The organism is Chelatococcus sp. GCM10030263, from assembly GCF_042666455.1.
Classification (GTDB): Bacteria; Pseudomonadota; Alphaproteobacteria; order Rhizobiales; family Beijerinckiaceae; genus Chelatococcus.
The window spans coordinates 956,015-977,612 of sequence record NZ_JBHTDB010000005.1 but is presented as its reverse complement, the minus strand read 5'-3'; the positions used below and the strand labels follow the sequence as shown (position 1 = coordinate 977,612).

22 protein-coding genes are annotated in these 21,598 nt (G+C 65.6%); 8 read left to right on the top strand and 14 right to left on the bottom strand.

Going from position 1 to position 21,598, the window contains the following annotated elements; all coding sequences use genetic code 11:
* Together ACFQU1_RS14720 and panE are read left to right on the top strand one after the other, a co-directional pair.
* Positions 1-942 carry a 3-hydroxyacyl-CoA dehydrogenase gene (locus ACFQU1_RS14720; RefSeq protein WP_378133770.1) on the top strand — a complete coding sequence of 314 codons (942 nt, stop codon included), beginning with the start codon at positions 1-3 and terminating at the stop codon, positions 940-942.
* Between the two features lie 124 nt (positions 943-1,066).
* Positions 1,067-2,017 carry a 2-dehydropantoate 2-reductase gene (panE, locus tag ACFQU1_RS14715; RefSeq protein ID WP_378133768.1) on the top strand — a complete coding sequence of 317 codons (951 nt, stop codon included), beginning with the start codon at positions 1,067-1,069 and terminating at the stop codon, positions 2,015-2,017.
* Between the two features lie 28 nt (positions 2,018-2,045).
* On the opposite strand, the gene ACFQU1_RS14710 is transcribed toward panE, so the two are convergent.
* The 3 genes from ACFQU1_RS14710 to ACFQU1_RS14700 form a co-directional block, all read right to left on the bottom strand.
* A complete protein-coding gene (locus tag ACFQU1_RS14710; protein ID WP_378133766.1) occupies positions 2,046-3,140 on the bottom strand; it encodes an ABC transporter permease in 1,095 nt (364 codons plus the stop codon).
* Positions 3,137-3,946, bottom strand: coding sequence for an ABC transporter ATP-binding protein (locus tag ACFQU1_RS14705; protein ID WP_378133764.1), 810 nt, complete (start codon positions 3,944-3,946; stop codon positions 3,137-3,139). Before ACFQU1_RS14705 ends, ACFQU1_RS14710 begins: the two co-directional genes overlap by 4 nt.
* 64 nt (positions 3,947-4,010) lie before the next feature.
* Positions 4,011-5,054 carry an ABC transporter substrate-binding protein gene (locus ACFQU1_RS14700; protein ID WP_378133762.1) on the bottom strand — a complete coding sequence of 348 codons (1,044 nt, stop codon included), beginning with the start codon at positions 5,052-5,054 and terminating at the stop codon, positions 4,011-4,013.
* A gap of 249 nt (positions 5,055-5,303) precedes the next feature.
* On the opposite strand from ACFQU1_RS14700, the gene ACFQU1_RS14695 reads away from it, so the two are divergent.
* The gene (locus ACFQU1_RS14695) at positions 5,304-5,972 is read left to right on the top strand and encodes a haloacid dehalogenase type II (RefSeq protein ID WP_378133760.1); all 669 of its coding nucleotides are present in this window, start codon (positions 5,304-5,306) and stop codon (positions 5,970-5,972) included.
* A 1-nt stretch (position 5,973) separates the two neighbouring features.
* Here ACFQU1_RS14695 and ACFQU1_RS14690 read toward each other — a convergent pair whose 3' ends face one another.
* The 4 genes from ACFQU1_RS14690 to ACFQU1_RS14675 all read right to left on the bottom strand — a co-directional run bounded on the left by ACFQU1_RS14690 (position 5,974) and on the right by ACFQU1_RS14675 (position 9,891).
* The gene (locus tag ACFQU1_RS14690) at positions 5,974-6,846 is read right to left on the bottom strand and encodes a GNAT family N-acetyltransferase (RefSeq protein WP_378133758.1); all 873 of its coding nucleotides are present in this window, start codon (positions 6,844-6,846) and stop codon (positions 5,974-5,976) included.
* A 38-nt stretch (positions 6,847-6,884) separates the two neighbouring features.
* A complete protein-coding gene (locus ACFQU1_RS14685) occupies positions 6,885-8,168 on the bottom strand; it encodes an NAD(P)/FAD-dependent oxidoreductase (RefSeq protein WP_378133756.1) in 1,284 nt (427 codons plus the stop codon).
* Positions 8,169-8,313: 145 nt separating this feature from the next.
* A complete protein-coding gene (locus ACFQU1_RS14680; RefSeq protein WP_378133754.1) occupies positions 8,314-9,210 on the bottom strand; it encodes a LysR family transcriptional regulator in 897 nt (298 codons plus the stop codon).
* 141 nt (positions 9,211-9,351) lie between these two features.
* The gene (locus tag ACFQU1_RS14675; protein ID WP_378133753.1) at positions 9,352-9,891 is read right to left on the bottom strand and encodes a carboxymuconolactone decarboxylase family protein; all 540 of its coding nucleotides are present in this window, start codon (positions 9,889-9,891) and stop codon (positions 9,352-9,354) included.
* Between the two features lie 221 nt (positions 9,892-10,112).
* Here ACFQU1_RS14675 and ACFQU1_RS14670 point away from each other — a divergent pair, with 221 nt between their 5' ends.
* Positions 10,113-11,066: a LysR family transcriptional regulator gene (locus ACFQU1_RS14670; protein WP_378133751.1), complete on the top strand. Its 954-nt coding sequence runs from the start codon at positions 10,113-10,115 to the stop codon at positions 11,064-11,066.
* A gap of 28 nt (positions 11,067-11,094) precedes the next feature.
* Here ACFQU1_RS14670 and ACFQU1_RS14665 read toward each other — a convergent pair whose 3' ends face one another.
* On the bottom strand, positions 11,095-11,895 hold the full coding sequence (locus tag ACFQU1_RS14665; protein WP_378134074.1) for an SDR family NAD(P)-dependent oxidoreductase: 801 nt from the start codon (positions 11,893-11,895) through the stop codon (positions 11,095-11,097).
* A 322-nt stretch (positions 11,896-12,217) separates the two neighbouring features.
* On the opposite strand from ACFQU1_RS14665, the gene ACFQU1_RS14660 reads away from it, so the two are divergent.
* From ACFQU1_RS14660 to ACFQU1_RS14645, 4 genes are read left to right on the top strand one after another with little or no spacing between them, the layout of a single operon-like run.
* Positions 12,218-13,234 (top strand): ABC transporter substrate-binding protein, encoded by a 1,017-nt coding sequence (locus ACFQU1_RS14660; RefSeq protein ID WP_378133749.1) that lies wholly within the window; start codon positions 12,218-12,220, stop codon positions 13,232-13,234.
* Positions 13,231-14,058 (top strand): ABC transporter ATP-binding protein, encoded by an 828-nt coding sequence (locus ACFQU1_RS14655; RefSeq protein ID WP_378133747.1) that lies wholly within the window; start codon positions 13,231-13,233, stop codon positions 14,056-14,058. Before ACFQU1_RS14660 ends, ACFQU1_RS14655 begins: the two co-directional genes overlap by 4 nt.
* Positions 14,058-14,804 carry an ABC transporter permease gene (locus ACFQU1_RS14650; RefSeq protein ID WP_378133745.1) on the top strand — a complete coding sequence of 249 codons (747 nt, stop codon included), beginning with the start codon at positions 14,058-14,060 and terminating at the stop codon, positions 14,802-14,804. The genes ACFQU1_RS14655 and ACFQU1_RS14650 overlap by 1 nt, the downstream gene beginning before the upstream one ends.
* Positions 14,804-15,637 carry an ABC transporter permease gene (locus ACFQU1_RS14645; protein ID WP_378133743.1) on the top strand — a complete coding sequence of 278 codons (834 nt, stop codon included), beginning with the start codon at positions 14,804-14,806 and terminating at the stop codon, positions 15,635-15,637. The genes ACFQU1_RS14650 and ACFQU1_RS14645 overlap by 1 nt, the downstream gene beginning before the upstream one ends.
* A 52-nt stretch (positions 15,638-15,689) precedes the next feature.
* Here the strand turns inward: ACFQU1_RS14645 and ACFQU1_RS14640 are convergent, their stop codons facing one another.
* The 6 genes from ACFQU1_RS14640 to ACFQU1_RS14615 are packed head-to-tail and all read right to left on the bottom strand — an operon-like array spanning position 15,690 to position 21,586.
* Positions 15,690-16,901 carry an LVIVD repeat-containing protein gene (locus tag ACFQU1_RS14640; protein ID WP_378133741.1) on the bottom strand — a complete coding sequence of 404 codons (1,212 nt, stop codon included), beginning with the start codon at positions 16,899-16,901 and terminating at the stop codon, positions 15,690-15,692.
* Positions 16,902-16,940: 39 nt separating this feature from the next.
* Positions 16,941-17,645, bottom strand: a complete 705-nt coding sequence (locus ACFQU1_RS14635; RefSeq protein ID WP_378133739.1) for an ABC transporter ATP-binding protein — start codon at positions 17,643-17,645, stop codon at positions 16,941-16,943.
* Between the two features lie 2 nt (positions 17,646-17,647).
* Entirely contained in the window at positions 17,648-18,397 is a 750-nt protein-coding gene (locus ACFQU1_RS14630) for an ABC transporter ATP-binding protein (RefSeq protein ID WP_378133737.1), read from the bottom strand.
* Positions 18,394-19,398: a branched-chain amino acid ABC transporter permease gene (locus tag ACFQU1_RS14625; RefSeq protein ID WP_378133735.1), complete on the bottom strand. Its 1,005-nt coding sequence runs from the start codon at positions 19,396-19,398 to the stop codon at positions 18,394-18,396. Before ACFQU1_RS14625 ends, ACFQU1_RS14630 begins: the two co-directional genes overlap by 4 nt.
* Before the next feature lie 4 nt (positions 19,399-19,402).
* A complete protein-coding gene (locus ACFQU1_RS14620; RefSeq protein ID WP_378133733.1) occupies positions 19,403-20,287 on the bottom strand; it encodes a branched-chain amino acid ABC transporter permease in 885 nt (294 codons plus the stop codon).
* Between the two features lie 51 nt (positions 20,288-20,338).
* Positions 20,339-21,586, bottom strand: coding sequence for an ABC transporter substrate-binding protein (locus tag ACFQU1_RS14615; protein ID WP_378133731.1), 1,248 nt, complete (start codon positions 21,584-21,586; stop codon positions 20,339-20,341).
* Positions 21,587-21,598 lie beyond the last annotated feature (12 nt).

Here is a 21,598-nt window from a genome sequence, read left to right as displayed (position 1 = left end):
ATGGAAAAAATCGCTCTGGTCGGCTGTGGCCTCGTGGGTGGAGCCTGGGGCATCGTCTTCGCCCGCGCGGGCTTCGACGTCACACTCTATGACCCTTCTCCTCAATCGATCGAGGCGGCGCTCGATTTCGCGCGCAGCGCAGCCCCCGGCCTCGCGGAGCAAGGGCTGCTGAACGGCGAGAGCGTGGAAGCGGTGCTCGGCCGCCTCAACCCGGCCGCCAGCCTCGCCGAGGCCGTGCGCGACGCCGACTACATCCAGGAGAGCGCGCCCGAGCGCCTGCCGATCAAGCAGGCGCTCTACAAAGAAATGGCGCCGCTCGCCAAGGCGGATGCCGTGCTCGCGAGCTCGACCTCCGGCCTGCCGGCTTCCGCCTTCACGGCGGAGATCCCCGGCCGCGAGCGCTGTCTCGTTACCCACCCCATCAATCCGCCGCATCTCGTGCCGCTGGTGGAACTCGTGCCCGCGCCCTGGACCGCGCCGGACGTGGTCGACCGCACGGAGGCGCTGATGCGCCGCGTCGGCCAGGTGCCGATCCGCCTCAATCGCGAGATCGCAGGCTTCGTCGTCAACCGGCTGCAGAGCGCCATGCTGGCCGAGGCCTTCCGTCTCGTCGAGGACGGCATCTGCACGGCGCCGGAGGTGGATGCAGCCGTTTCCGAAGGGCTCGGTCTGCGCTGGTTCTTCATGGGCCCCTTCGAGACCATCGATCTCAATGCGCAGCGCGGTGTTGCTGACTACTGCCAGAAGCTCGGCCCGATGTACTACGATCTCGCCAAGGAGCAGGCCGATCCGCGGCCATGGAGCGAGGAGCTCGTCGCAACCGTCGAGGCGCAGCGCCGGCAGAAGACGCCGGCCGATCAGCTCGACGCCCGCAAGGCCTGGCGCGACCGGTGTCTCGCCGCCCTGGTCAAGGCGAAACGCGCGGTTCTGGCCGGCGGCTGATCAGGCGAGACGCGGCTCAACGTCACGCTTGCCCTCGGCCTCACTCAGGGCAAACAATGCACATGGCTCCACCGCCCGTTGCCGGCGGCCGCCCCGATCGCAACATGCCTCACGGAGATGACCCATGCGCTTCCTTGTAGTCGGTGCCGGCGCGATCGGCGGCTATTTCGGCGGACGCCTGCTGGAGGCCGGTCGTGATGTGACCTTTCTGGTGCGCCCGCGACGCGCCGAGATGCTTGTCCAAAGGGGCCTCGTCATTCGTAGCCCGGCTGCCGGGGATGTGACCCTCCCGTCGCCGCCGACCGTGCTCGCCGAGGCCTTGGAGACCCCATTCGACGTCATCCTGCTGAGTTGCAAGGCCTATGATCTCGACGGCGCCATCGCCGCCGTTGCCCCCGCGGTCGGGCCCAACACCCTCATCCTTCCCTTGCTCAACGGCATGGGCCATCTCGACGTGCTCGATGCGCGTTTCGGAGCCGAGAAGGTGCTCGGCGGGCTATGCATCATCTCGACCGATCTCGATGCGGACGGTCGCGTGCTTCATCTGAACGACATGCATTCGCTCATGTTCGGTGAACGAAACGGCACAGGCTCCGCCCGGGCCCAGGCCCTCGCCCAGGCTTTCGCCGGCGCCACATTCGACGGACGGCTTTCCGAGACGATCCTGCAGGACATGTGGGAGAAGTGGGTGTTCATCGCCACTGCTGCCGGCATCAATTCCCTGATGCGCGCCTCGGTCGGGGATATCGTCGCGGCGGGTGCCGCGGACCTCGCCATGGGCCTCGCCGAAGAATGCGCGGCGATCGCCGCCAGGCACGGATATCCGCCCCGGCCCGAGTTCCGCGAGCGCTCCGAACGGACCTTCACCGCGGCCGGCTCGCCGATGACGGCCTCGATGCTGCGGGATATCGAACGCGGTGCGCCGGTCGAGGCCGAGCATCTCCTCGGCGACCTCCTGCGGCGCGGCGGCGATGCCGTCGGTCCCCGCTCGCTGCTTCGCATCGCCTATGCCCATCTGAAGGCTTATGAGGCCCGCCGGGCGCGCGAGCAGGGCAGCGGACCGCGGGCGTCGTAGCGATGAAGCCCGTCGGCTCGATGCCCGGCTACCGCTGCCAGGGCATCAACCGGCGCTGCAGCACCTGAAGACCGTAGGTCAGCAGGATGCCGAGCGCCATGATGACGAAGAGGCCCGCATACATCTTTTCGGGATTGAGCACTTCCCAATAATAATAGGTGATGTAGCCGACCCCTTGCTTGGCGCGCAGGAACTCGACGGAGATGATGACGATCATCGCCGTGCCGAGCGCGATCCGTAGCCCGGCGAAGATCACGGGCAATGCGCCGGGAATGATGACATGGCGCATCATCTGCCAGCCGTTGGCGCCATAGTTCTTTCCGGCCATCAGATAGACCTTGTCGATGCCGCGCACCCCGGCCATCGTATTGATGGTCATGAGAATGAAGACGGACAGCGCCACGACCAGGATCTTCGGCCCTTCCCCGAAGGGATCGGCAAAGGTCAGCATGACGATCGGAAAAATGGCAATCTTGGGCAGCACATAGATCGCCGACAGGGTCGTGTCGAGCATCAGCCGGACGGTGTTGTTGACGCCCATGACGACGCCGAGCAGGACGCCTGGGATGGCGCCGAGCACGAAGCCGACCAGGACGCGGCTCACCGTCGCCAGCACATGGCTCTCGGCAAAGAGGCTCCAGACACCAGCCCATCCGTCCCTGTCGAAGTATTCGGGCATGAGCCAGGGACGGCCGAGCAGCGTCGTCTCCGAGAAGCGGTCGAACCGCGTTGTCAGATCCCACAGCGCCGCGGCAATCTTGCTGGGTGGCGGGAACCAGGTCGGGTTGATCAGGCCGCCATCGGCAGCCAACTGCCAGAGCACGAGGACGAGCACGGGAAAGCCGAGCGCCAGCATGCGCTCGTAAGCTGTGCGGCCGCGCAAAGGCACCAGCCTGCCGATGCGCTCGCAGAGGAGGACGAGGAGGACGAAGCTGACGGCAACGGTCGGCCAGGCCCAGGCCTGCCACAGCCCTGCCGCGACGAGGCCGCCATGCAGGACGGCTGCAGCCGCGACGAGAAGCAGAATGACGCGCCAATCATCGCCTGCGGGAGCCTTGGTTCCAGGCGCGGGCTTGGCCGCGGCGTTGGGCTCGCCCATGGACCGGGCGGGAACATCGATCATGGCGCAATCTCCATGGCCCGGCTCACTTCGCGGCTCAGCTGATCCCAGATCGCGGCGCGATATTCGGCAAAGCGGGTCGTGTTCATGGCATCGATCGTGCGGGGGCGCGGCAGGTCGATGTCGAAGGTGGCGAGGCGCCGGCCGGGCTGCGCGCTCATGAGGATCACGCGATCGCCGAGCAGCACCGCCTCGTCGAGACTATGGGTGATGTAGACCACCGTCTTGCGGGTCTCCTCCCAGATGCGCAGCAGTTCCTCCTGCAGCACCACGCGCGTCTGCGCATCGAGCGCACCGAGCGGCTCGTCCATGAGGAGCACTTCCGGGTCGTTGGCGAGTGCGCGGATGATGCTCACCCGCTGCTTCATGCCGCCGGAAATCTGGTGCGGGTAATAGCCCGCGAATTTGGAGAGGCCGACGCGGTCGAGCCAGTAGCGCGCCGTCTCCAGCCGCTCCTTCCGGCCGATGCCGCGCATCTCCAGCCCGAAGGCGACATTGTCCAGGAGGGTCTTCCAGGGAAAGATGGCGTATTCCTGGAAGACCACGCTGTTGAGCGGCTTGCCCGGCACATCGCTCCTGCGGATATCGATGGCGCCCGCGGAGATCTCCTCAAGGCCGGCCAGCATGCGCAGGAAGGTCGACTTGCCGCAGCCCGAGGGCCCGACGATGGCAAGAAACTCGCCGTCGGCGACATCGAGGCTGAAGTCGTCGAGCGCCAGCATCGACCCGTCGACGGACGGATAGATCTTCGAGACATTGCGCGCGGTGATCTTCGGCGCCGCGACGGCGCCGACCGTACTCATCGTCATGGACGGCTATTTCCCTTCGCGGCGGCAACGGGCGCCGCCGCGCATGTCTTCCGGCGTGAAGCGCTCAACGGCCGAGGAGCTCCAGGGCCTTCTTGGTGAAGGTCTCGTCGACGACCTTTTTCACGTCGAGCGGCTGGTCGTAGTCGGTGCGGCCGTTCTCGCGGTGGACCCGCTCGATATCGGCGAGGCCGGACAGCGGGACCTCGACGTTCGGATCGAAGGTGATGGGGCTGCCGGTGCGAATGGCCTCCTCGGTCGCATCGATCCGCTTAAGATAGGTGTCCATGTTCTCGCGCGCGAAGAACTGGTCGCCTTGCATCATGCGGGCCGCTTCGGCGAGCGCCAGCACGAAGCGCTGCGCCGCCTCCGGCCGTTCCTTGATGAAGCGCCCCGAGCTCACGAACATCACCGTCATGAGTCCGGGCGTGAAATCCGAGGCGAGCAGGACGCCGTCGCCGGCCTTGAGCACCGTTTCCGCATAGGGCGATCCGAGCAGCGCGGCGTCGATCGATTTGGCCTTCATGGCGGTGGGCATGTCGGCATTGCCGACATTGATCAGGTCGACATCGCGAATGGTGAGCTTGGCGGGCTCGAGCGCCTTGCTGACGAAATATTCGCCGCCGCTGCCCGGCCCACCCGCGGCTGCGATGCGCTTGCCTTTGAGATCGGCCACGGACTTGATGGCGCCGCTGTCGAAGAGATCCTTGCGCACCAAGAGCTTCGTCGGGCCGTCCTTCATCGGGTCGAGGCCGCCCGGGGCAATGACGCGGATATCGAGGCCGCGGTTCCAGGCCGACCAGAGCGAGGCGACGATGGCGATGCCGCCGACATCGACGCTGCCCTTGTCGAGAAAGGCGATGGCCTCCGTGCCGGACTTCACGCGCTCGAATTCGACGTTCAGCCCATATTTCTTGAAGATGCCCCGGCCGTCGGCGACGAAGGCGGTCGCGAATTTCATGATCGGCACATAGGCCAGCTTGATCGTCTGCGGCGGGTTCAGCGGTGCGAGATCCGCCGCCCGCGCGGCGCCGGCTGCAAGGCCGCCTCCCAGCATCCCCGCAACGGTGATTGCTCCGGTCCAGCGTCGCCAGCCTGACAATGAAAGCATGTCTCTCTCCCTTAGCCCCTGTTTGCCTCTGTCCTACTGCATCGGCCGTTGAGGCGCGAATCCGCTCGGCGGTCCCTTGGCACGCGCCAACAGCGGGGTCGATGCGACCAACGCGCGCGAGAGCTCCCCGTGGCGTGCTCATGTGTGATCGGAGCCCCGCCTTCGACGGCACCGCTCTCCTGGATTGCCGGGCGTCTTACCGCATGCTCGAATGGCCTTGATCTGACAGCTGCGAAAGGATCCCCCGGCATGACCACCCGGCGGCCGAAATATATTACGTTCGACTGCTATGGAACGCTGATCGACTTTCGGGTGGCGCCGGCCGCCCGGATCATCTTCGCCGATCGTATTCCGGGGGAGCGGATGGACGCCTTCTGCGCTGATTTCGCGGCCTTCCGGCTCGACGAGGTCCTGGGCGCCTGGAAGCCTTATCCCGACGTCATTGCCGATGCCCTCGCCCGCAGTTGCGCCGCCTGGAAGCTCCGCTTCGAGCCGAGCGATGCGGCGCGCCTCTATGCCGCCATTCCGGACTGGCCGCCGCATCCCGATGTGCCGGACGCGCTCGCGCGGATCGCGACGGCTTACCCGCTCGTCATCCTGTCCAATTCCATGACGGATCTGATCCCGCACAGCGTGGCGAAGCTCGGTGCGCCGTTCCATGCGGTGTTCACTGCAGAGGAAGCCGGCGCCTACAAGCCGCGCATGCGCGCCTTCGAATACATGCTCGATTCACTCGGCTGCGGGCCGGAGGACATTTTCCACTGCTCGTCGAGCTTCCGTTACGATCTCATGACCGCACAGGACATGCACATCGCCAACAAGGCTTTCGTGAACCGCGGCCATGAGCCGCCGCACCCCTCCTACGGCTCTCACGAAATCAGGGACATTGGCGAGTTGCCGTCTCTTCTCGGGATCTGAATCAGCCCAGCGCCTGGTTGACCAGAGCATATGTCCGCGCGGAGCCTGAGGGCGAGAACGCAGCCCCCTTCACCATCACGGTGCCGCCGCCGACCCGCACGAGCCCGCTCGCGTCGAGGAAGTCGACGAAGGGACCTTCCGCCGCGGCGGTATCGATGCGCAGGAATTCGCCAGCCTGGGCGACGACATGCGGATGGATGAGAGCAACAGCCATTGCATCGTCAGCCGCGACGACGGGACCGATCGCTCTGCCGCGCCCGAAAAGGCGGCAGAAGGAAAAGCCGACGATCCCCTCCTCGCGCTCGCAGACGAGCCCGTCGGCCACGCCGGTGAGTTGGTCAAACACCCGCGCCCGGTCGGCACCGAAAGCCGCCCTGTCGAGCGCCACCACCGCCGCATGATCCTCCGCGCGCATTGGACGGACAGTGCCAGCCTCAAAGCTGGGCCTCTCGCCCGGCATCATTGCCGTGCCCTGATGCTGATGGATGGCACCGACCGCCTCAAAGCCGCCGCTCTCGTAGAGCCGATAACCGGCCGCCGTCGCCGTCAGCCGCAAGCTGCGGCTTTCCGCCTGCCCCGCAAGCGCCTGCATCAGGCGGCGGCCGATGCCGCGATGCTGCAGCTTCGGCGGCACGATGACCATGCCGACCGAGCCGGCAGCCTCGCCGAAAGGCCACCACATGGCCGTGCCGCAAACGGCGTCTTCGCCGTCGCAAGCGACCACGCCATGCCCGACGCGAAAGAGGAAAGCCCAATCTTCGGCGCGGTGCGGCCAGCCTGCCTCGCGCGACAACGCGTGCGCCGTCGGGATGTCGGCGTCAGTCATCGCGCGAAGCACGACCTTATCGCCGGCGGATGAAGCGGTGTCATTCATGGCTCTCTACCTCCGGTCCCGCAACTCTGGCGCCGGCGTCAATGGCGCCAGTCCAGGAAACGATAATAGGCGCCGATGAAGGGCAGGAACCAGGGCGGGCCGAAATGCCCGGGAATGGCTGGCCAATGGGGATCATCGAAGAGCGTGTCGCCCGCCTTTGTCCCACCGGCCATACGCCGCGCCATAGCTTGGCCGAGATGGACCGAGATCTGCGTGCCGTGACCGCTGAGGCCGACGGCGTAGTAGAGGCCGGCATGTTCGCCCGTGCGCGGCAGCCGGTCGGCCGTCATGTCGACGAGCCCGCCCCAGCAATAATCGATGCCGACATTCTTCATCTCGGGAAAGTAATGGCGCATGCTCGCCTGCAGAATGCGCCCGCTCTTCGCGTCGGAACTCGGACTGGTCATGGCGAAGCGCGCACGGCCGCCGAAGATCAGGCGATTGTCCTCGGCCAGGCGAAAGTAATTGCCGATATGCCGGGTGGTCGAAACCGAGCGGCGGGTCGGCAGGATGGCGTCGACGAGCGATTGCGGCAGCGGCTCGGTCGCGACGATGAAGCTGCCGATCGGGATGATGCGCCGCCGGAACCAGAAGAGCGGGCCCTGCCGCGAGACGCCCGTCGCCACCAGCACCTGCTTGGCTTCGAGCGTTCCCCTCGTCGTGGTGACGCGATGCCCGGAGCCGTTCAGCCGTTCGAGAGCAGTGACCGCCGCGTTCTCATAGACCTGCGCGCCGCGCCGGGCGGCTGCCTCGGCAAGGCCGACGCCGAAGCGTGCGACATGCATCTGCGCGCTTTTCGGAAAGACGATACCGCCATAGAACTTGTCCGATCCGACCTCGCGGCGGATATCGGCCGGGCCCAGAAGCTCCGCATCCGGCTCGACCTCGCGCTTCAGGACGGCGAAGCTGCGCTTGACCTTGTCGTAATGCTCGGGCTTGGCGGCCGCCTTCACCCTGCCGGTGCGGCGGAACCCGCAGTCGATTCCCTCCTCGCGCACCAGCGCCTCCACCTCGTCAACGCCCTCGTCGAAGGCGCGATACATGGCGGCTGCGCGCTCCATGCCGATCTTGCCGGCGAGCGTGCCGAGGTCATGCGCGAGGCCGTTGCTGCAATGGCCGCCATTGCGGCCCGACGCCTGGCCGACGACGCGCCCGGCTTCGAGCACAGCGACGGAAGCCCCGGCCTTCGCCAGGGCAAGCGCGGCGGAGAGGCCGGTGAAGCCGCCGCCGATGACGGCGATGTCGAACCGGCCCTCGACGCTACCCGCGGCACTACCGGTGAATTGTGGGGCTGTCGCCAGCCAATACGGCTCGAGCTTCATGGCGTCCGCTCTTGCATGGCAAGCTCCCCTGTTATGCGGCCGAATGTGGGCGCCACGATGCTATCGTGTCAAATCGCACCGGCACGTGCTTTCATAACCAGATGTTATGCAAACCGGCGACGTCGCGGCCGGTGCGGTCCGGCGATCATGCCGCCGCGTCGCGCTGCCAACGCCTGGCAGTGGCAGCGAATTCGTCGAGGAAGGTGCTCGCCAGCGCAGAGGCCGACCTTTGGCGGGAGCGCAGCGCGACAAAACCTGTCTCGATGAAGGGCACGAAAGGAACAACCGCAACGCCGCGGTCGCGAAATTCCTCGGCGGCATAGGGACTGATGATGCTAAGGCCGAGGCCGCCGGCGACCAGTTGGCAGATGGTGAGCGCGAGCGAGGCTTCCGCGGCAACCGCATAACGAATCTCGGCGAGCGCGGCATCGACACGGAAGCGGAACAGCGTGCCGTCGGCGGCGCTGACCATGCGCTCGCCCGCGAGATCGGCCGCCCGAACGTGCTTTGCCCGCGCGAGCCTGTGGCCGGACGGCATGATCACGACGGCCGGTGTGGAGAACAGGGTCACATCGAGCGCCGGTGCCTCCAGCGGCGCATCGGCGAAGCCGAGGTCGATCTGTCCGGCCATGACTGCCTCGGCGGCCTGAGGCGAGCTGAGCCCGATGAGCGAGATGCGGATATCGGGCCGTGGCTGCAGGAAGGAAGCGACGAAACGGGGCAAGGCGCCGCCCATGAGAACGGGCATGGCACCAATCCGAAGCGATCCGACTTGATTGCCCTTGATCGCCTTGGCAGCTTCGGCAATGCGCGACAGGCCGACGAAGGAGCGCTCCACCTCTCCGAACAATGCCGTCGCATCGGCGGTCGGCACGATTTGCGGCCCGCGACGGTCGAAGAGCTTGAGTTCCAGGTCGGCCTCGAAATCGCGGATCAGGCGGCTCACCGCCGGTTGGGTGATGCGCAGCATTTCGGCCGCAGCCGTCATGCTGCCGGTCAGCATCACCGCGCGGAAGGCTTCCACCTGACGTGTCTGCAGCACAATTGCCCCTATCGCCCTGTCTACAACCGATGCCGCATCAAGCTTCCGTCGCCGGCTCCGAGGCAACAGTCATCGCGCAAATGTGGCCTGTTTTTTCCACATCCAGGATCGGGAAGGGCATTCGCCGCGCGCGCCAGCTCCTCAATCGGCCTTCTCGGGCGTCGGCACACGAAAGATCCTGAGCGCGATGGCCAGCATGGAATAATAGCCGAGTACGCCGACCAGCTCGGCAACCGTGCGGCGGCCGAAGCGCGCGAGCGCCGCCTCGAACAGCGCGTCCGGAACATCATTGTCACGGTAGAACCGAGCGGCGAAATCGTGGACGAGAGCGGCATCCTCATCGTCGAAATCGGGGCGGCGGCCGCTCGCCAGGGCTTCGATCTCGTGTTCGGGGACGCCCGCTTTGCGCGCCTCCCCGGCATGCACAGCGAATTCGTAATCGGCCTTCCAATGGGCCGCCGTCGTCAGAATGGCGAGCTCCGACAGCCGCGGCGCGAGACCGGTGCGATAGCGGCAAAAGGCGCCGACCGCCTGAACCAGCGAGGCGAGCTCCGGGCTCTCCACATAGATGTGGAACGGCGCCGGCACTGCGCCGCCGCGAGGGCGCCCGATCTCGTCGAAGACACGCCGTCTCTCGTCATCGAGCTCATCACGGTCGAGGGATCGGAATCGAGGAGACATCGCGTGCTCTCTTGCTAGCTTGCGGCAGGTCAACCGGATCTTATCAGCGCCCCGGGAAAGGTGCATCGGCAGGATCAAGGCAGCCCACATGGCCCGTGCCCCTAAGGCAGGAAGCCGGTTCATGAGGAGGCTCGTTCATGAACGCGAGAGTAGACGGCCATGCTATGCTGATGAAATGATATGATCTGCTCTTTTCCATCACCATTCCTGATACGGAAATCATGATCGAGAGCCTCCGCGACATCCGTCTTTTCGTCGCCGTTTACGAGGAGCGCTCCTTCACGGCTGCGGCCGAACGGGAGAACGCCACCCAATCGGGCGTGTCGCAGCATATCCGCAAGATCGAGGAGCGGTTCGGGGTGCGGCTGTTCGAGCGCGGCAGTGGCACTGTCACGGCCACCCCGGCCGGCGACAGCTACTATCGCCATTGCATCGAGGTGCTGCGGATGAACGAGGCGGCCAAGCGCGCCGTCATGAGCTACGGCGCCGGCCTGGACGGTGAAATCGTCGTCGGCCTGATGCCGACAATGACGCGCAGCGTGCTGGCGCCGGCGCTGGCACGTTTCGTCGAGGTGCAGCCGAATGTCATCGTGCGGATCGTCGAAGCCTTTTCGGCGGTGCTCACGCAGCGCGTGCAGACCGGCGAGCTCGATTTCGCCATCGTGCCGGCCGCGCCGGGCACCGTCGGCATCAAGAGCCGGCTCTTCGCCCAGACCCGGGAGGTGCTGGTCTCCGGCGCCAAGCGCGGCCTGCGGCACATGACGCCGGTGCGGCTCGCCGATCTCGGTCCCTTGAAGATCGCAGTTCCAGGCCGGCAGAACGCGAGGCGATGGAACCTCGAGACCTATTGGTCCTCGAATGGCGTCATCATCGAGCGCCTCCTCGAGCTCGACGCGATGCTCGGCACACTCGACTTCGTAGCGAGCACCGACTGGGTGACAATCCTGCCGGGGCTCATGATGGCGCAGGACGCAGGCTCCCCCGACGCGCGATCGCTCGTCGTCAACCCGCTGGCCGATCCGCCGCTCGGCCTCGACCTCGTGCTCATCGAACCTGCCCGCAGGCCCTTGTCGGCTGCCGCCGAGGCCTTCCTCGACATACTCGACGAGGAGACCCGGCGCCTCACCGCGCCCTGGCAGGAGGTGCAGAAGGCGCGGAGCCCGACAGCAGCCTAGGCTCAGCCGGCCGCGGGCTCATCGGGCCTCAGATGATGGTCGGTGTTATCCCGCCGTCGACGCGTAGTGCTGCGCCATTGGTCGCCGCAGACAAGGGGCTCGCCACATAGGCGACGAGGCTTGCAACCTCCTCCGGCTCGATCATCCGCTGAATGAGCGAGGTCGGCCGCTCCTTGGCGAAAAATTCCCGCTCGATTGTCTCGGCTGGCGCGTTCGGATCACTGGCGACGCTCTTCAGGAAATCGGTGATGCCTTCCGAGCGCGTTGTGCCGGGCAGCACCGCATTGACCGTCACGCGCGTGCCCTTGGTGCGCCCGGCAAGGCCGCGCGAGATCGCAAGCTGCGCCGTCTTGGTCATGCCGTAGTGGATCATGTCCGGCGGGACTACGATGGCGGAATCGCTGGCGATGAAGAGGATCCTGCCCCAATCCCGCTGCAGCATGCCGGGAAGATACTGCCGCGCCAGACGCGCGCCGCTCAGCACATTCACCTCGAAGAACTTGCGCCAGTCATCATCGGAGATTTCAGCAAAATCCTTGGATTCATAGATGCCGAGATTGTTCACGAGAATGTCAACGTCGGGCAGTTCGCGGGCCGCAACCGCCGCACCTTCTGCAGTTGCGGCGTCGGCGAGAATGGCGCGTATGCCGGCCTCCGCCGCGCCCGAAGGCGCCTCGGCCGCAACGGCGGTGGCTGCCTCGTCGAGCTTGGCCTGCGAGCGGCCGACGATGGCGACACGCGCGCCTTCTGCCGCCAATCTCTTGGCGATCGCAAGGCCGATGCCGGCGGTCGAGCCGGTGACGAGGGCCGTTTTTCCGTCGAGCTGCAGATCCATGAGCCACTCCTTTCCGAGGTCAACACTCTCCAATAGATCGAGCGCTCCCCTCGGATAGGCAAGCACATGGAGGCTTCCTTACGGACGCAATGCCGGCCGGCTTTCGAGCTACGCAGCCTGAAAACCACGGGCGGCACGATCGTCTCATAACTTATCGAACTATAATTTATTGGCCGAACGAGTCTCCGACGCCAGCCTTTAGGGCTTGACGCGACGTTTGTTATCGATCGATAATTTCCATATGGCGTCGCTCCGGCGCCCGCACAGTGCTCCGGCATCGGACCAGAAGAGCACGGCCAAAGAAGGGAAACGCCTTATGACGACAGCATTGCGGAAGCTCGCAGGGGCGACGTTCGCGGCCCTCATGATTTCGGGCGGGGCGGCAGCGGCCGACCCGGTCAACATCCGGATCGGCTGGTCGACCATGCCGGGCCATATGATCCCGGTGCTCTATTCAAAGCCTGAGATCCTGAAGCACTACGGCAAGAGCTACACGGTCGAGCCCATTCTCTTTCGCGGCAGCTCGCCCCAGATTACGGCCATGGCGGCCGGCGAGATCGATATGGCCGCCTTCTCGGCGCTCGCGCTGACGCTTGCCGTCACCAACGCGCGCCAGGACGTGAAGGTCGTCGCCGACATCATTCAGGACGGCGTCGACGACTACCATTCGGAGACCTTCCTGGTTCGCAAGGACTCCGGCATCAAGACCGTCACTGACATGAAGGGCAAGCGCGTCGGCAGCAATGCCATCGGCTCGGCCTCGGACACGGCCATTCGCGCCATGTTCCGTTCCAAGGGGATGGTCGACAAGCGCGATTATACAGTGGTCGAAGTCGCTTTCCCCAATATCCCGTCCATGCTCGACGAGGGCAAGATCGATATGGGGACCGTGCTGCAGCCGAACTCTGGCCAATTGCTGCAGAGCGGAAACTACCAGGTCCTGTTTCGGTCAAAGGATGCTATCGGGCCTTCCCAGCTCGTCTTTTTGGCCGCTCGCGCGGACTTCCTCGAAAAAAACAGGCAGGCGCTCCAAGACTTCTTCGAGGATCACGTGCGCGCCATGCGCTGGTTCCGCGATCCGGCGAACCGCACCGAAGCGATCAAGATCATCGCCGATTTCATGAAGCAGTCGCCTGACAAGCTGAGCTATATGTTCACGAAGAATGACTATTATCGCGACCCGTTCCTTTTCCCCAATGTGAAGACGCTGCAGGACAGCATCAATATCGCGAAGGATCTCGGGCTCGCGCCGACTGCGATCGAGGTGGCGCCGAAATATGTCGACCTGAGCTTCGTCGAAGAAGCCAAGCGCCGGATCGAGGCCGACCAATGAGCGTCGCGGCGTTGCGCGAACAGGTCGTCGAAGAAGGATCGAGCGGCATCGACATCGTCGGCGTCAGCCATTCCTATGCCGGTCGCAACGGGCCGGGGGTAATCGCGCTCGACGACATCAATCTGAATATCCGCGGCGACGAGTTCCATGCCCTGCTCGGCCCCTCCGGCTGTGGCAAGAGCACGCTCCTCTACCTGATCGGCGGCTTCATCCCCATCCAGCGTGGCCGGATCGTCACGCAACGGGGTGCAGTCGCCGGGCCAGGCCCGGAACGCGGCATCGTCTTCCAGAACTTCGCGCTTTTTCCGTGGAAGACGGTCCTCGAGAACGTCGTCTATGGCCTGCGCAAGCAGGGGCTCGGCGCGAAGGAGGCGGCGGAGCGCGCGCGGGAGTTCATCCGGCTCGTCGAACTCGGCGGCTTCGAGAACGCCTACCCCTCGCAGCTCTCCGGCGGCATGCAGCAGCGCGCCGCCATCGCCCGCACGCTCGCCGTCGATCCCGAAATCCTTCTCATGGACGAGCCCTTCGGCGCCTTGGATGCGCAGACGCGTCGCGTCATGCAGGAGGAATTGCGGGCGATCTGGCAGCGCAGCCGCAAGACGGTGGTTTTCGTCACCCATGACGTCCACGAGGCGGTGTTTCTGGCCGACCGGATCTCGGTGATGAGTGCGCGGCCGGGCCGCATCCGGCATGTGGTCGACGTCGACCTTCCCAAGGACCGGGGCGAGGAGATCCTGGAAAAACCGGAGTTCCTGGAACTCAGCGAGCATATCTGGCGCCTCGTGCGCGCCGAGGCTGTCGCCGCGAGCCGCGGGGGCCACTGATGGTGAGCACGGCCCTGCGCTACACACCTATTCTGGTGATGGTCCTCCTCTGGTATCTCGTGACGCTCGTCGGCCTCGTGCCGCAGAGCATGCTGCCGGGCCCGGGCGAGGTGGCGAGAGCGCTCTGGGACCTCATGCTCGGCGGCGACCTCTTCATGCATGCCATTCATTCGCTCGCCCGCGCCGCCGCGGGGCTGGCCGCCGCCGTCGTTGTGGGGATCGCGGCCGGGCTCTTCATGGCGATGTTCCGGCCGGTGCGGCTCCTCGTCAATCCGCTCGTCCAGATCTTCTATCCCATGCCGAAATCGGCGCTCATCCCGCTGGTGATGATCTGGTTCGGCCTCGGCGATTCCTCCAAGATCTTCCTCATCTTCCTGGGCTGCTTCCTGCCCGTGGTGGTCAGCAGCTACAACGGCGCGCGCGGCGTCAACCACGTGCTGCGCTGGTCGGCGGCGAGCCTCGGCGCCACCAAATGGGAGGAGTTGCGCGAGGTGGTCGTTCCCGCCGCAACCCCGGAGATCCTCTCGGGATGCCGCACGGCGCTCGCCTTCGCCTTCATTCTCATGGTGAGCTCGGAATTCGTCATCGCCAAGGACGGGCTCGGCTTCCTCATCAGTTCGCTCGGCGATGGCGGGACCTATCCGGCCATGTTCGCCGTCATCATCCTGGTCGCCGCCGCAGGCTTTGCGGCCGATAGGCTCTATGCCGCCTTTGCCCGCCGTCAGCTGCGCTGGAGAGACGCCTGATGCGCACCAGCCCCAGCACCCATGCGGGCCGGGTCACCGCCCCGCCTGTCAAACACCGGTCCGAGCGCTGGCGCAGTATCAGTGACACCGGCATCCAGATCGGCGTCGTGCTCGTGCTCTGCGCGCTGTGGGAGGCAAGCGCCCGGCTCGGATTGGTTCATCCCTTCCTCCTCCCGGCCCTGAGCGACGTAGTCGCCCGCCTGTGGCAGGACGCGATGGCCGGCACCGTCTTCACCGATCTCGCGCTTACGCTCTACCGTGCGCTCCTCGGCTTCTTCATCGCCGCCATCGTCGCCATTCCACTCGGCGTGCTCATGGCGCGCTCGGCGGCGCTGCGCTGGTTCTTCGACCCGCTGATCTCGGTGGGTTTTCCCATGCCGAAGATCGCATTTCTGCCGATCTTCATCTTGTGGTTCGATATTTACGACACCTCGAAGGTCATCATGGTGGCCTTCTCCTGCTTCTTTCCACTCGTCTCCATGACCTTCGCCGGCACCTCGGCGGCCGACAAATGGCCGCAATGGTCGGCGCGCGCCCTCGGGGCGAGCGAACGTCAGGTTCTATGGGAGGTGGTGCTACCTCTGGCTTCGCCCCAGATCCTCACCGGTGTGCAGATCGCGCTTCCCGTCGCCATGATCACCACGGTCGTGACCGAAATGCTGATGGGCGGCCGCGGCATCGGCGGCACCATGATCACCGCCGGCCGTTTTGCGGATTCCGTCGGCGTCTTCGCCGGCATCGTCGAAATCGCCCTTCTCGGGCTCGTGGTCATTCGCAGCCTGGAATATCTGCGCGCCCGGCTGCTTGCCTGGCACCCGGAGTCACGTCGCTGACCGAGCGGCGGCGGAGCGTTACCGCGCCCGCCGCCGTGAAACGGCCCCAGCCTCAGAAGGTCGTCTCCAGGATATAGAGGCCGCCGGCAAAGCGATCGACGGCGTAGACCAGGCCGTTCTCGTCGACGAAAACGTCATTGATCTGGACGGTGCCGACGCGGCTTCCTTCCGGCGCAGGCGGCACGAAGGCGGCGACCTCCTTCGGTTGCAGCGGATCGGCCGTGTCGAAGACGCGGACGCCGCCGTTGAAGAAGGTCGCGAAGATCAGCGTGTCCGATCTGAACGAGGTCTCGCCCGGCCGGTTCTCATGGAGATTATGGGAGCCGAAACGCCCGCCCTTGCGCCCGTAGGTCTCGAAGGATGGCATGGGGAAGGTGGAGATCGGCACGAGATTGGTCTCGTTGCGCGCGTCGACGATCCAGGTGAGCTTCGGCCAATCCGCGCCGTTGTCCTGCACGCATTCGTCGCTGACGATCAAAAGGCCGCGGCTGAACAGCGGCAACACGGTGTGGGTGAAGCCGGGATAGGGCGGATGCGGGCAGAAGCGAGACACCACCTTCGGCGCGCCCATGTCGGAGATGTCGAGCACGAAGGCGCCGCCGTCGAGATAGCCGACATAGGCCCGGTCCGGCCGCTCGGGAAAGACATTGGTGTTGTGGGCGCGAAAGCCGGAGTCGATCGGCAAGCGCTCGGGCGGTGGCGCATCGTCGCCCTCGCGCGTGCCGGGCATCCACCAGCGGCCGACCTCCACGGGCTTCGAGGGCTGGCCAACGTCGATGATGCGGTAGGGCTGGTCGTCGAGCTGGTTGCGCGGCGTGAAATCGGCAGCGCCGGCCGCGCAGTGGATATAGCGCCCGTCCACGAACCAGACCTGATGGACGCCGCGTGAATGCGGGCCGGAACAGTCGAAGAAGCCGATGGATCTCGGCTCCTCAGGCACGCTGATGTCGAAGAGCTCGATGCCGGCCGGCTGCAACCCGGGCTCCAGCACCTGATAGGCCACCGCCATCACGTCGCCGCAGGTTTCGAGCGAGTTGGAACGGACGCGATTATGCGGCAGGTCCGTCTGCACGACCACCCGCGGATTGCGTGGATCGGTGACATCGACGCCGGTGAAGTTCTTCGGCGGCCCTTCATGGGCGAGCCACATGATGCGGCGACCGTCGCGTGCGGCCTGCAGCGACATGCCCTCGCCGAGGCCGCCATAGCCTTGCAGCGTATGGTGGCCGATGAGCTTCAATCCGTGGGCTTCGTCCGCGATCATGAGGGCTTCCTTAAGTTGGTCGACAGGCGCCACCGCGGCTCACACCGCGCAGTAGCGCTCCTGGATGTCGGCGTCGGCGAGGAGATCGGCCGCCGCGCCGTGGTGGACGATGGTGCCCTGGTCCACCACATAGGCGCGGTCGGCGAGGCCGAGCGCGAGCTCGACATTCTGCTCCACCAGGAGAATGGTCGTGCCGGCCGCCTTGAGCTTGCGAAACAAGTCGAACATCTCGTCGACGAGCACCGGCATGATGCCTTCCGAGGGCTCGTCGAGCATGACGAGCTTGGGGTCGGCGATCAGCGCGCGGGCGATGGCGAGCATCTGCTGCTCGCCGCCCGACATGGTGATGGCCGTCTGGTCGAGCCGCTCGGCGAGCCGCGGAAAGGTTTCGGCGGTGCGCGCGATGAGCGCGTTCTCTTGCGCTTTGTTCGGCGAGGCGATGAGGCCGAGCCGCAGGTTTTCGCGCACCGAGAGCCCCGGCACGATGCGCCGCTCCTCCGGCACATAGGCGAGGCCCTTGCCGAAGCGCAGATGCGCCGGGCGGCCGAGCATCTCCTCGCCCTCGAAGCGGACGCTGCCGCGCGTCTTCTCGAGGAGGCCCATCACCGCCTTCAGCGTTGTCGTCTTGCCAGCCCCATTGCGGCCGATGAGACAGACGATCTCGCCCTGCTCGACTTCGAGATCGATGCCCTGGAGCACGTGGCTCTGCCCGTACCAGGCCTCGAGGCCGCGGATCGCCAGCATCCTCAGTGCTCCCTCTGGCCGAGATAGACGCGCTTGACCATCTCGTTGCGGCGGATGTCGTCGGGGGTGCCTTCGGCGATGAGCTCGCCGTGATGCAGCACCAGAAGGCGGTCGCTGATACCCATGACGAGCTTCATCTTGTGTTCGACGAGAATGACCGTGCGCTCCTGGGCAAGGCTCAGCACGAGGTCCATCATCACCCGCGTCTCCTCCGGACTCATGCCGGCGGTCGGCTCGTCGAGCAGCAGGAGCCGCGGGTCGCTCGCGAGCGCCATGCCGATTTCGAGCGCCCGCTGCTCGCCATGCGCCAGGGTGCCCGCCGGGCGATTGCGGCGATCCTGGAGGCCGACCCGCTCCAGGAGGTGGTCGGCCTTGTCGGCGAGATCCGTCATGGCGGCGCGCGGGCGCCAGATGTCGAAGCGGGAGACGAGCGCCTGGGCGGCTACGCGGATATTCTCGTGCGTCGTGAGCTGCGGGAAGACGTTGGTGATCTGGAAGGACTTGGCGATGCCCATATGGGCGAAGCGGTGCTGGGCGAGCCCCGTGACGTCTCGCCCTTCGAACTCCACGCGCCCTGCGGTCGGTGTGAAGGCGCCCGACAGCAGGTTGAAATAGGTGCTCTTGCCCGCCCCGTTCGGCCCGATGATCGAGGTGATCTTGCCGCGGCGGAACTCCGCGCTGATGTCCTTGAGAGCGACGAACCCGCCGAAGCGCTTGCCGACCTTCTCCGTGCGCAGGATGACCTCGCTCATCGGCGCCCTCCCCGCTCCATCCAGTGCAGGAGCGTGCCCCAGATCCCCTTGGGGAAGAAGAGGACGCAGGCCGTGAAGATCGCCCCGACGATAAGCTGCCAATGCACGGTCCATAGCGACACGAGATTTTCGAGGCCGAGAAAGACCGCCGCGCCCACGAACGGTCCGAAGAAGGTGCCCATGCCGCCAAGCAGGCACATCATGACGGCGAGGCCGGAGGTCTCGATCCCCAGGGTCTCGATCGGCACGATCGAGAGATGAAGGGCGAGCAGTGCCCCGGCGAGCCCGCAAAAGCCACCCGACAGCACGAAGGTGAGAAGGCGCGTCATGGTGACGTCGTAGCCGGAGGCGCGCGCCCGCGCCTCGTTCTCGCGCACGGCCTCGATGACGGCGCCGAAGGGCGAGGCGAGAATGCGCGAGAGAACCGCCAGCGCCGCGATGACGAAGGCTGCAACCACATAGTAGCGCGTCAGAGGATCGATGAAGTCGACCGTAAGTCCAAAGAGATCGATGGTGCCGACATCGATGCCGCGCAGGCCGTTCTCGCCGCCCGTCCAATCCACGGACTGGTAGAACACGTAATAGACGCATTGCGAGAGCGCGAGCGTCACCATGGCGAAATAGATGCCGCGCGTGCGAATGGCGAGCGCACCGATGACGGCCGCGATCAGCATGCCGGCGACGACGCCGACGAGGAGCGCCAGATACCAGGGCGCGCCGAGATGCACGAAGGCGATGCCGCAGAGATAGGCGCCGGTGCCGAGCAGGGCCGAATGGCCGAAGGACAGGAGCCCGAGATAGCCGAAGAGCAGGTTGAAACCGAGCGCATAAAGCCCGTAGATCAGGATCTGGATCGCCAGCGCCTTGAAGGGCACGGCCAGGGGAAAGACCAGAAGGAACAGCGCGGCCAGGAGGACGCGGTGCCGGACGGCGAGTTCGAGCAGCTTGGGCGGGCGCCCGGGCCGTGCGAGAGCGGCTGGAGACGTGTGATCGATGGTCATCGGTTCAGCTCATCAGTCCGGCACGGCCGAAAAAGCCCTGGGGGCGGACCAGGAGAACGAGCGCCATCATCAGGAAGATCGAGACTTTCGCCATTTCCGGCGCAAAGAGCGATGTGAAGCTCACGACGATGCCGACGAGGAGGCCCGCAACGACAGCGCCCATGAGCGAGCCCATGCCGCCGACCACCGTCACCACGAAAGCCTCGGCGAGCACCGGCCCGCCCATTTCCGGGATGACGCCCTGGAGCGGCGCGGCGAGTAGCCCCGCCACCCCGGCAATGCCCGTTCCCAGCCCGAAGACGACCAGCCAGACGCGCGAGACATCGACGCCGAGGATGCGAACGATCTGCGGATCGCGCGCGCCCGCCCGGATGATGAGGCCGTAGCTTGTTCGCTCCAGGAAGAGCCATAGCCCGAGCAGGATGACGGCGGTGACGCCGATCACGAAGAGCCGGTAGAGCGGGAAATAGCCCACGCCGATATCGACGACGCCCTGCAGCAGCTCGGGCGTATCGACCGGATAGCCGGTCCGCCCGAAAGCGATGCGTACGAGTTCGACGAGCACATAGCTCAGGCCGAAGGTGAGCAGCAGCGGATAGTCGATGCCGCGCCCATAAAGCGGCCGGATGAGCACCCGCTCGATGGCAAGGCCGACAGCGCCCACCGCAAGCGGCACGGCGATGAGACAGACCCAGAAGTTATAGCCCTGCGAGAGCAGCCACAGGCCGACATAGGCACCGAGCATGTAGAAGGCGCCGTGCGCGAAATTGACGACCGTCAGCATGCCGAAGATGAGCGACAGGCCGATGGCGAGCAGGACATAGACCGCCCCCAACGCCACGCCGGCAAAGAGCTGCAACCCGATCAGGTCGAGCGTGAGACCCGCCATGAAAGCCTCCGGTGGCGGCACACGCTGCGAGCGCGCGCCGAATGGGATTTCCTAGCCGTGGTGGCCGAGCGCCTCGCAGGATCTGAGATGCGCTTCGTCCGGCTCTTCGGTCGCAAGGACATTGAAGACATCGGACTCGTTGCGCTGGTCCTTCGACTTCGATTCGATGATGAAAACCGACTGGACCGACTGATGATCGCATTTGCGATAGTATTGCGCGCCCTTGTAATAATCGTATTTCAACGCTTCGAGCGCTGGGATCACCGCTTCCGGATCGGTGGAGCCCGCCTCGCGCGCCGCCATCAGCAAGGTTTTGACGCCGCCATAGGCGAGCGAGCCGTAGTCGGAGGGCACGCGGCCGTCGAACTGCTTGCGGAAGCGGTCGTTGAAGGCCTTGGCGGAGGCGATCTTGTCCTCGACACCCCAATAGTAGGACGTGCCGCCGATCACGCCCTCGAAGGCCTGCGGCCCCGCCGCGATTCGCCCGGTATAGAGCAGGATTGGCGCGAGGATCTTCATCGTCCGCTTCATGCCGAAATCGGTCGCCTGTTTCAGCGCGATCTGCTGGTCGCGACCGAAGTTGCTGATGATCAGCATGTCCGGTTTCATGGCCTGGATGCGCGGCAGGAGCGTCGAGAAGTCGGTCGCGCCGAGGGGATGGCGGATATCGGCCAGGGTTTCGATGCCGAAAGCCTTCCCCGCCTCCTGGAAGCCGCGCACCATCTCGTGGCCATAGGCGTAATCGGCGGTAAGGAAGACGACTTTCTTGCCGAATTTCGGGAAGGCATAGCGGCCGACCGCGCCCGCAGTCATATGCGGGTTGAGCGCCTCGTGGAAGGTATAGCGGCTGAAGTCGGAGGCTTCGTTGATCGTGTCCGACTGGCTGATGGAGTTGTAGAGAACCTTGCGGGCCTTGGTAACATTGTTGACCGCAAGCTGAACGGAAGCCGAGAGGCTGCCGACGATGAAACTCACCTTGTCGTTCTCGATAAGCTCGAGGGCTCGGGTCGCGGCCTCGCCGGGGTTGAGCTTGTCGTCGCGCACGAGGAGCTCGGCCTGGCGCCCTTTGAGGCCGCCCGTTTCGTTGAATTCGGCGACCGCCACCTGCGCGGCACGGACCTGGTCCTGCGCCTCCGCGCCATAGGGGCCGGTGAGCGGCACCGGAAATCCCACCCGGATCGGCCCCTCCTGGGCCCTGACGATGTTGAAGGTGAAGGGCGAGACGGCGAGCGCCGCACCCGCGGTGCCGAGGAGCCGCCGACGGCTGATCCGCGGCCCGGTTTTCACGCTGTCGGTCATGATGTCCTCCCT

Coding starts and splice junctions, on each gene's coding strand:
- ACFQU1_RS14645 (WP_378133743.1), top strand. CDS start 14,804: ATGCGCACCAGCCCCAGCACCCATGCGGGCCGGGTCACCGCCCCGCCT.
- ACFQU1_RS14690 (WP_378133758.1), bottom strand. CDS start 6,846: ATGAATGACACCGCTTCATCCGCCGGCGATAAGGTCGTGCTTCGCGCG.
- ACFQU1_RS14710 (WP_378133766.1), bottom strand. CDS start 3,140: ATGATCGATGTTCCCGCCCGGTCCATGGGCGAGCCCAACGCCGCGGCC.
- ACFQU1_RS14640 (WP_378133741.1), bottom strand. CDS start 16,901: ATGATCGCGGACGAAGCCCACGGATTGAAGCTCATCGGCCACCATACG.
- ACFQU1_RS14705 (WP_378133764.1), bottom strand. CDS start 3,946: ATGACGATGAGTACGGTCGGCGCCGTCGCGGCGCCGAAGATCACCGCG.
- panE (WP_378133768.1), top strand. CDS start 1,067: ATGCGCTTCCTTGTAGTCGGTGCCGGCGCGATCGGCGGCTATTTCGGC.
- ACFQU1_RS14660 (WP_378133749.1), top strand. CDS start 12,218: ATGACGACAGCATTGCGGAAGCTCGCAGGGGCGACGTTCGCGGCCCTC.
- ACFQU1_RS14655 (WP_378133747.1), top strand. CDS start 13,231: ATGAGCGTCGCGGCGTTGCGCGAACAGGTCGTCGAAGAAGGATCGAGC.
- ACFQU1_RS14720 (WP_378133770.1), top strand. CDS start 1: ATGGAAAAAATCGCTCTGGTCGGCTGTGGCCTCGTGGGTGGAGCCTGG.
- ACFQU1_RS14635 (WP_378133739.1), bottom strand. CDS start 17,645: ATGCTGGCGATCCGCGGCCTCGAGGCCTGGTACGGGCAGAGCCACGTG.
- ACFQU1_RS14615 (WP_378133731.1), bottom strand. CDS start 21,586: ATGACCGACAGCGTGAAAACCGGGCCGCGGATCAGCCGTCGGCGGCTC.
- ACFQU1_RS14670 (WP_378133751.1), top strand. CDS start 10,113: ATGATCGAGAGCCTCCGCGACATCCGTCTTTTCGTCGCCGTTTACGAG.
- ACFQU1_RS14620 (WP_378133733.1), bottom strand. CDS start 20,287: ATGGCGGGTCTCACGCTCGACCTGATCGGGTTGCAGCTCTTTGCCGGC.
- ACFQU1_RS14695 (WP_378133760.1), top strand. CDS start 5,304: ATGACCACCCGGCGGCCGAAATATATTACGTTCGACTGCTATGGAACG.
- ACFQU1_RS14625 (WP_378133735.1), bottom strand. CDS start 19,398: ATGACCATCGATCACACGTCTCCAGCCGCTCTCGCACGGCCCGGGCGC.
- ACFQU1_RS14700 (WP_378133762.1), bottom strand. CDS start 5,054: ATGCTTTCATTGTCAGGCTGGCGACGCTGGACCGGAGCAATCACCGTT.
- ACFQU1_RS14675 (WP_378133753.1), bottom strand. CDS start 9,891: ATGTCTCCTCGATTCCGATCCCTCGACCGTGATGAGCTCGATGACGAG.
- ACFQU1_RS14630 (WP_378133737.1), bottom strand. CDS start 18,397: ATGAGCGAGGTCATCCTGCGCACGGAGAAGGTCGGCAAGCGCTTCGGC.
- ACFQU1_RS14650 (WP_378133745.1), top strand. CDS start 14,058: ATGGTGAGCACGGCCCTGCGCTACACACCTATTCTGGTGATGGTCCTC.
- ACFQU1_RS14685 (WP_378133756.1), bottom strand. CDS start 8,168: ATGAAGCTCGAGCCGTATTGGCTGGCGACAGCCCCACAATTCACCGGT.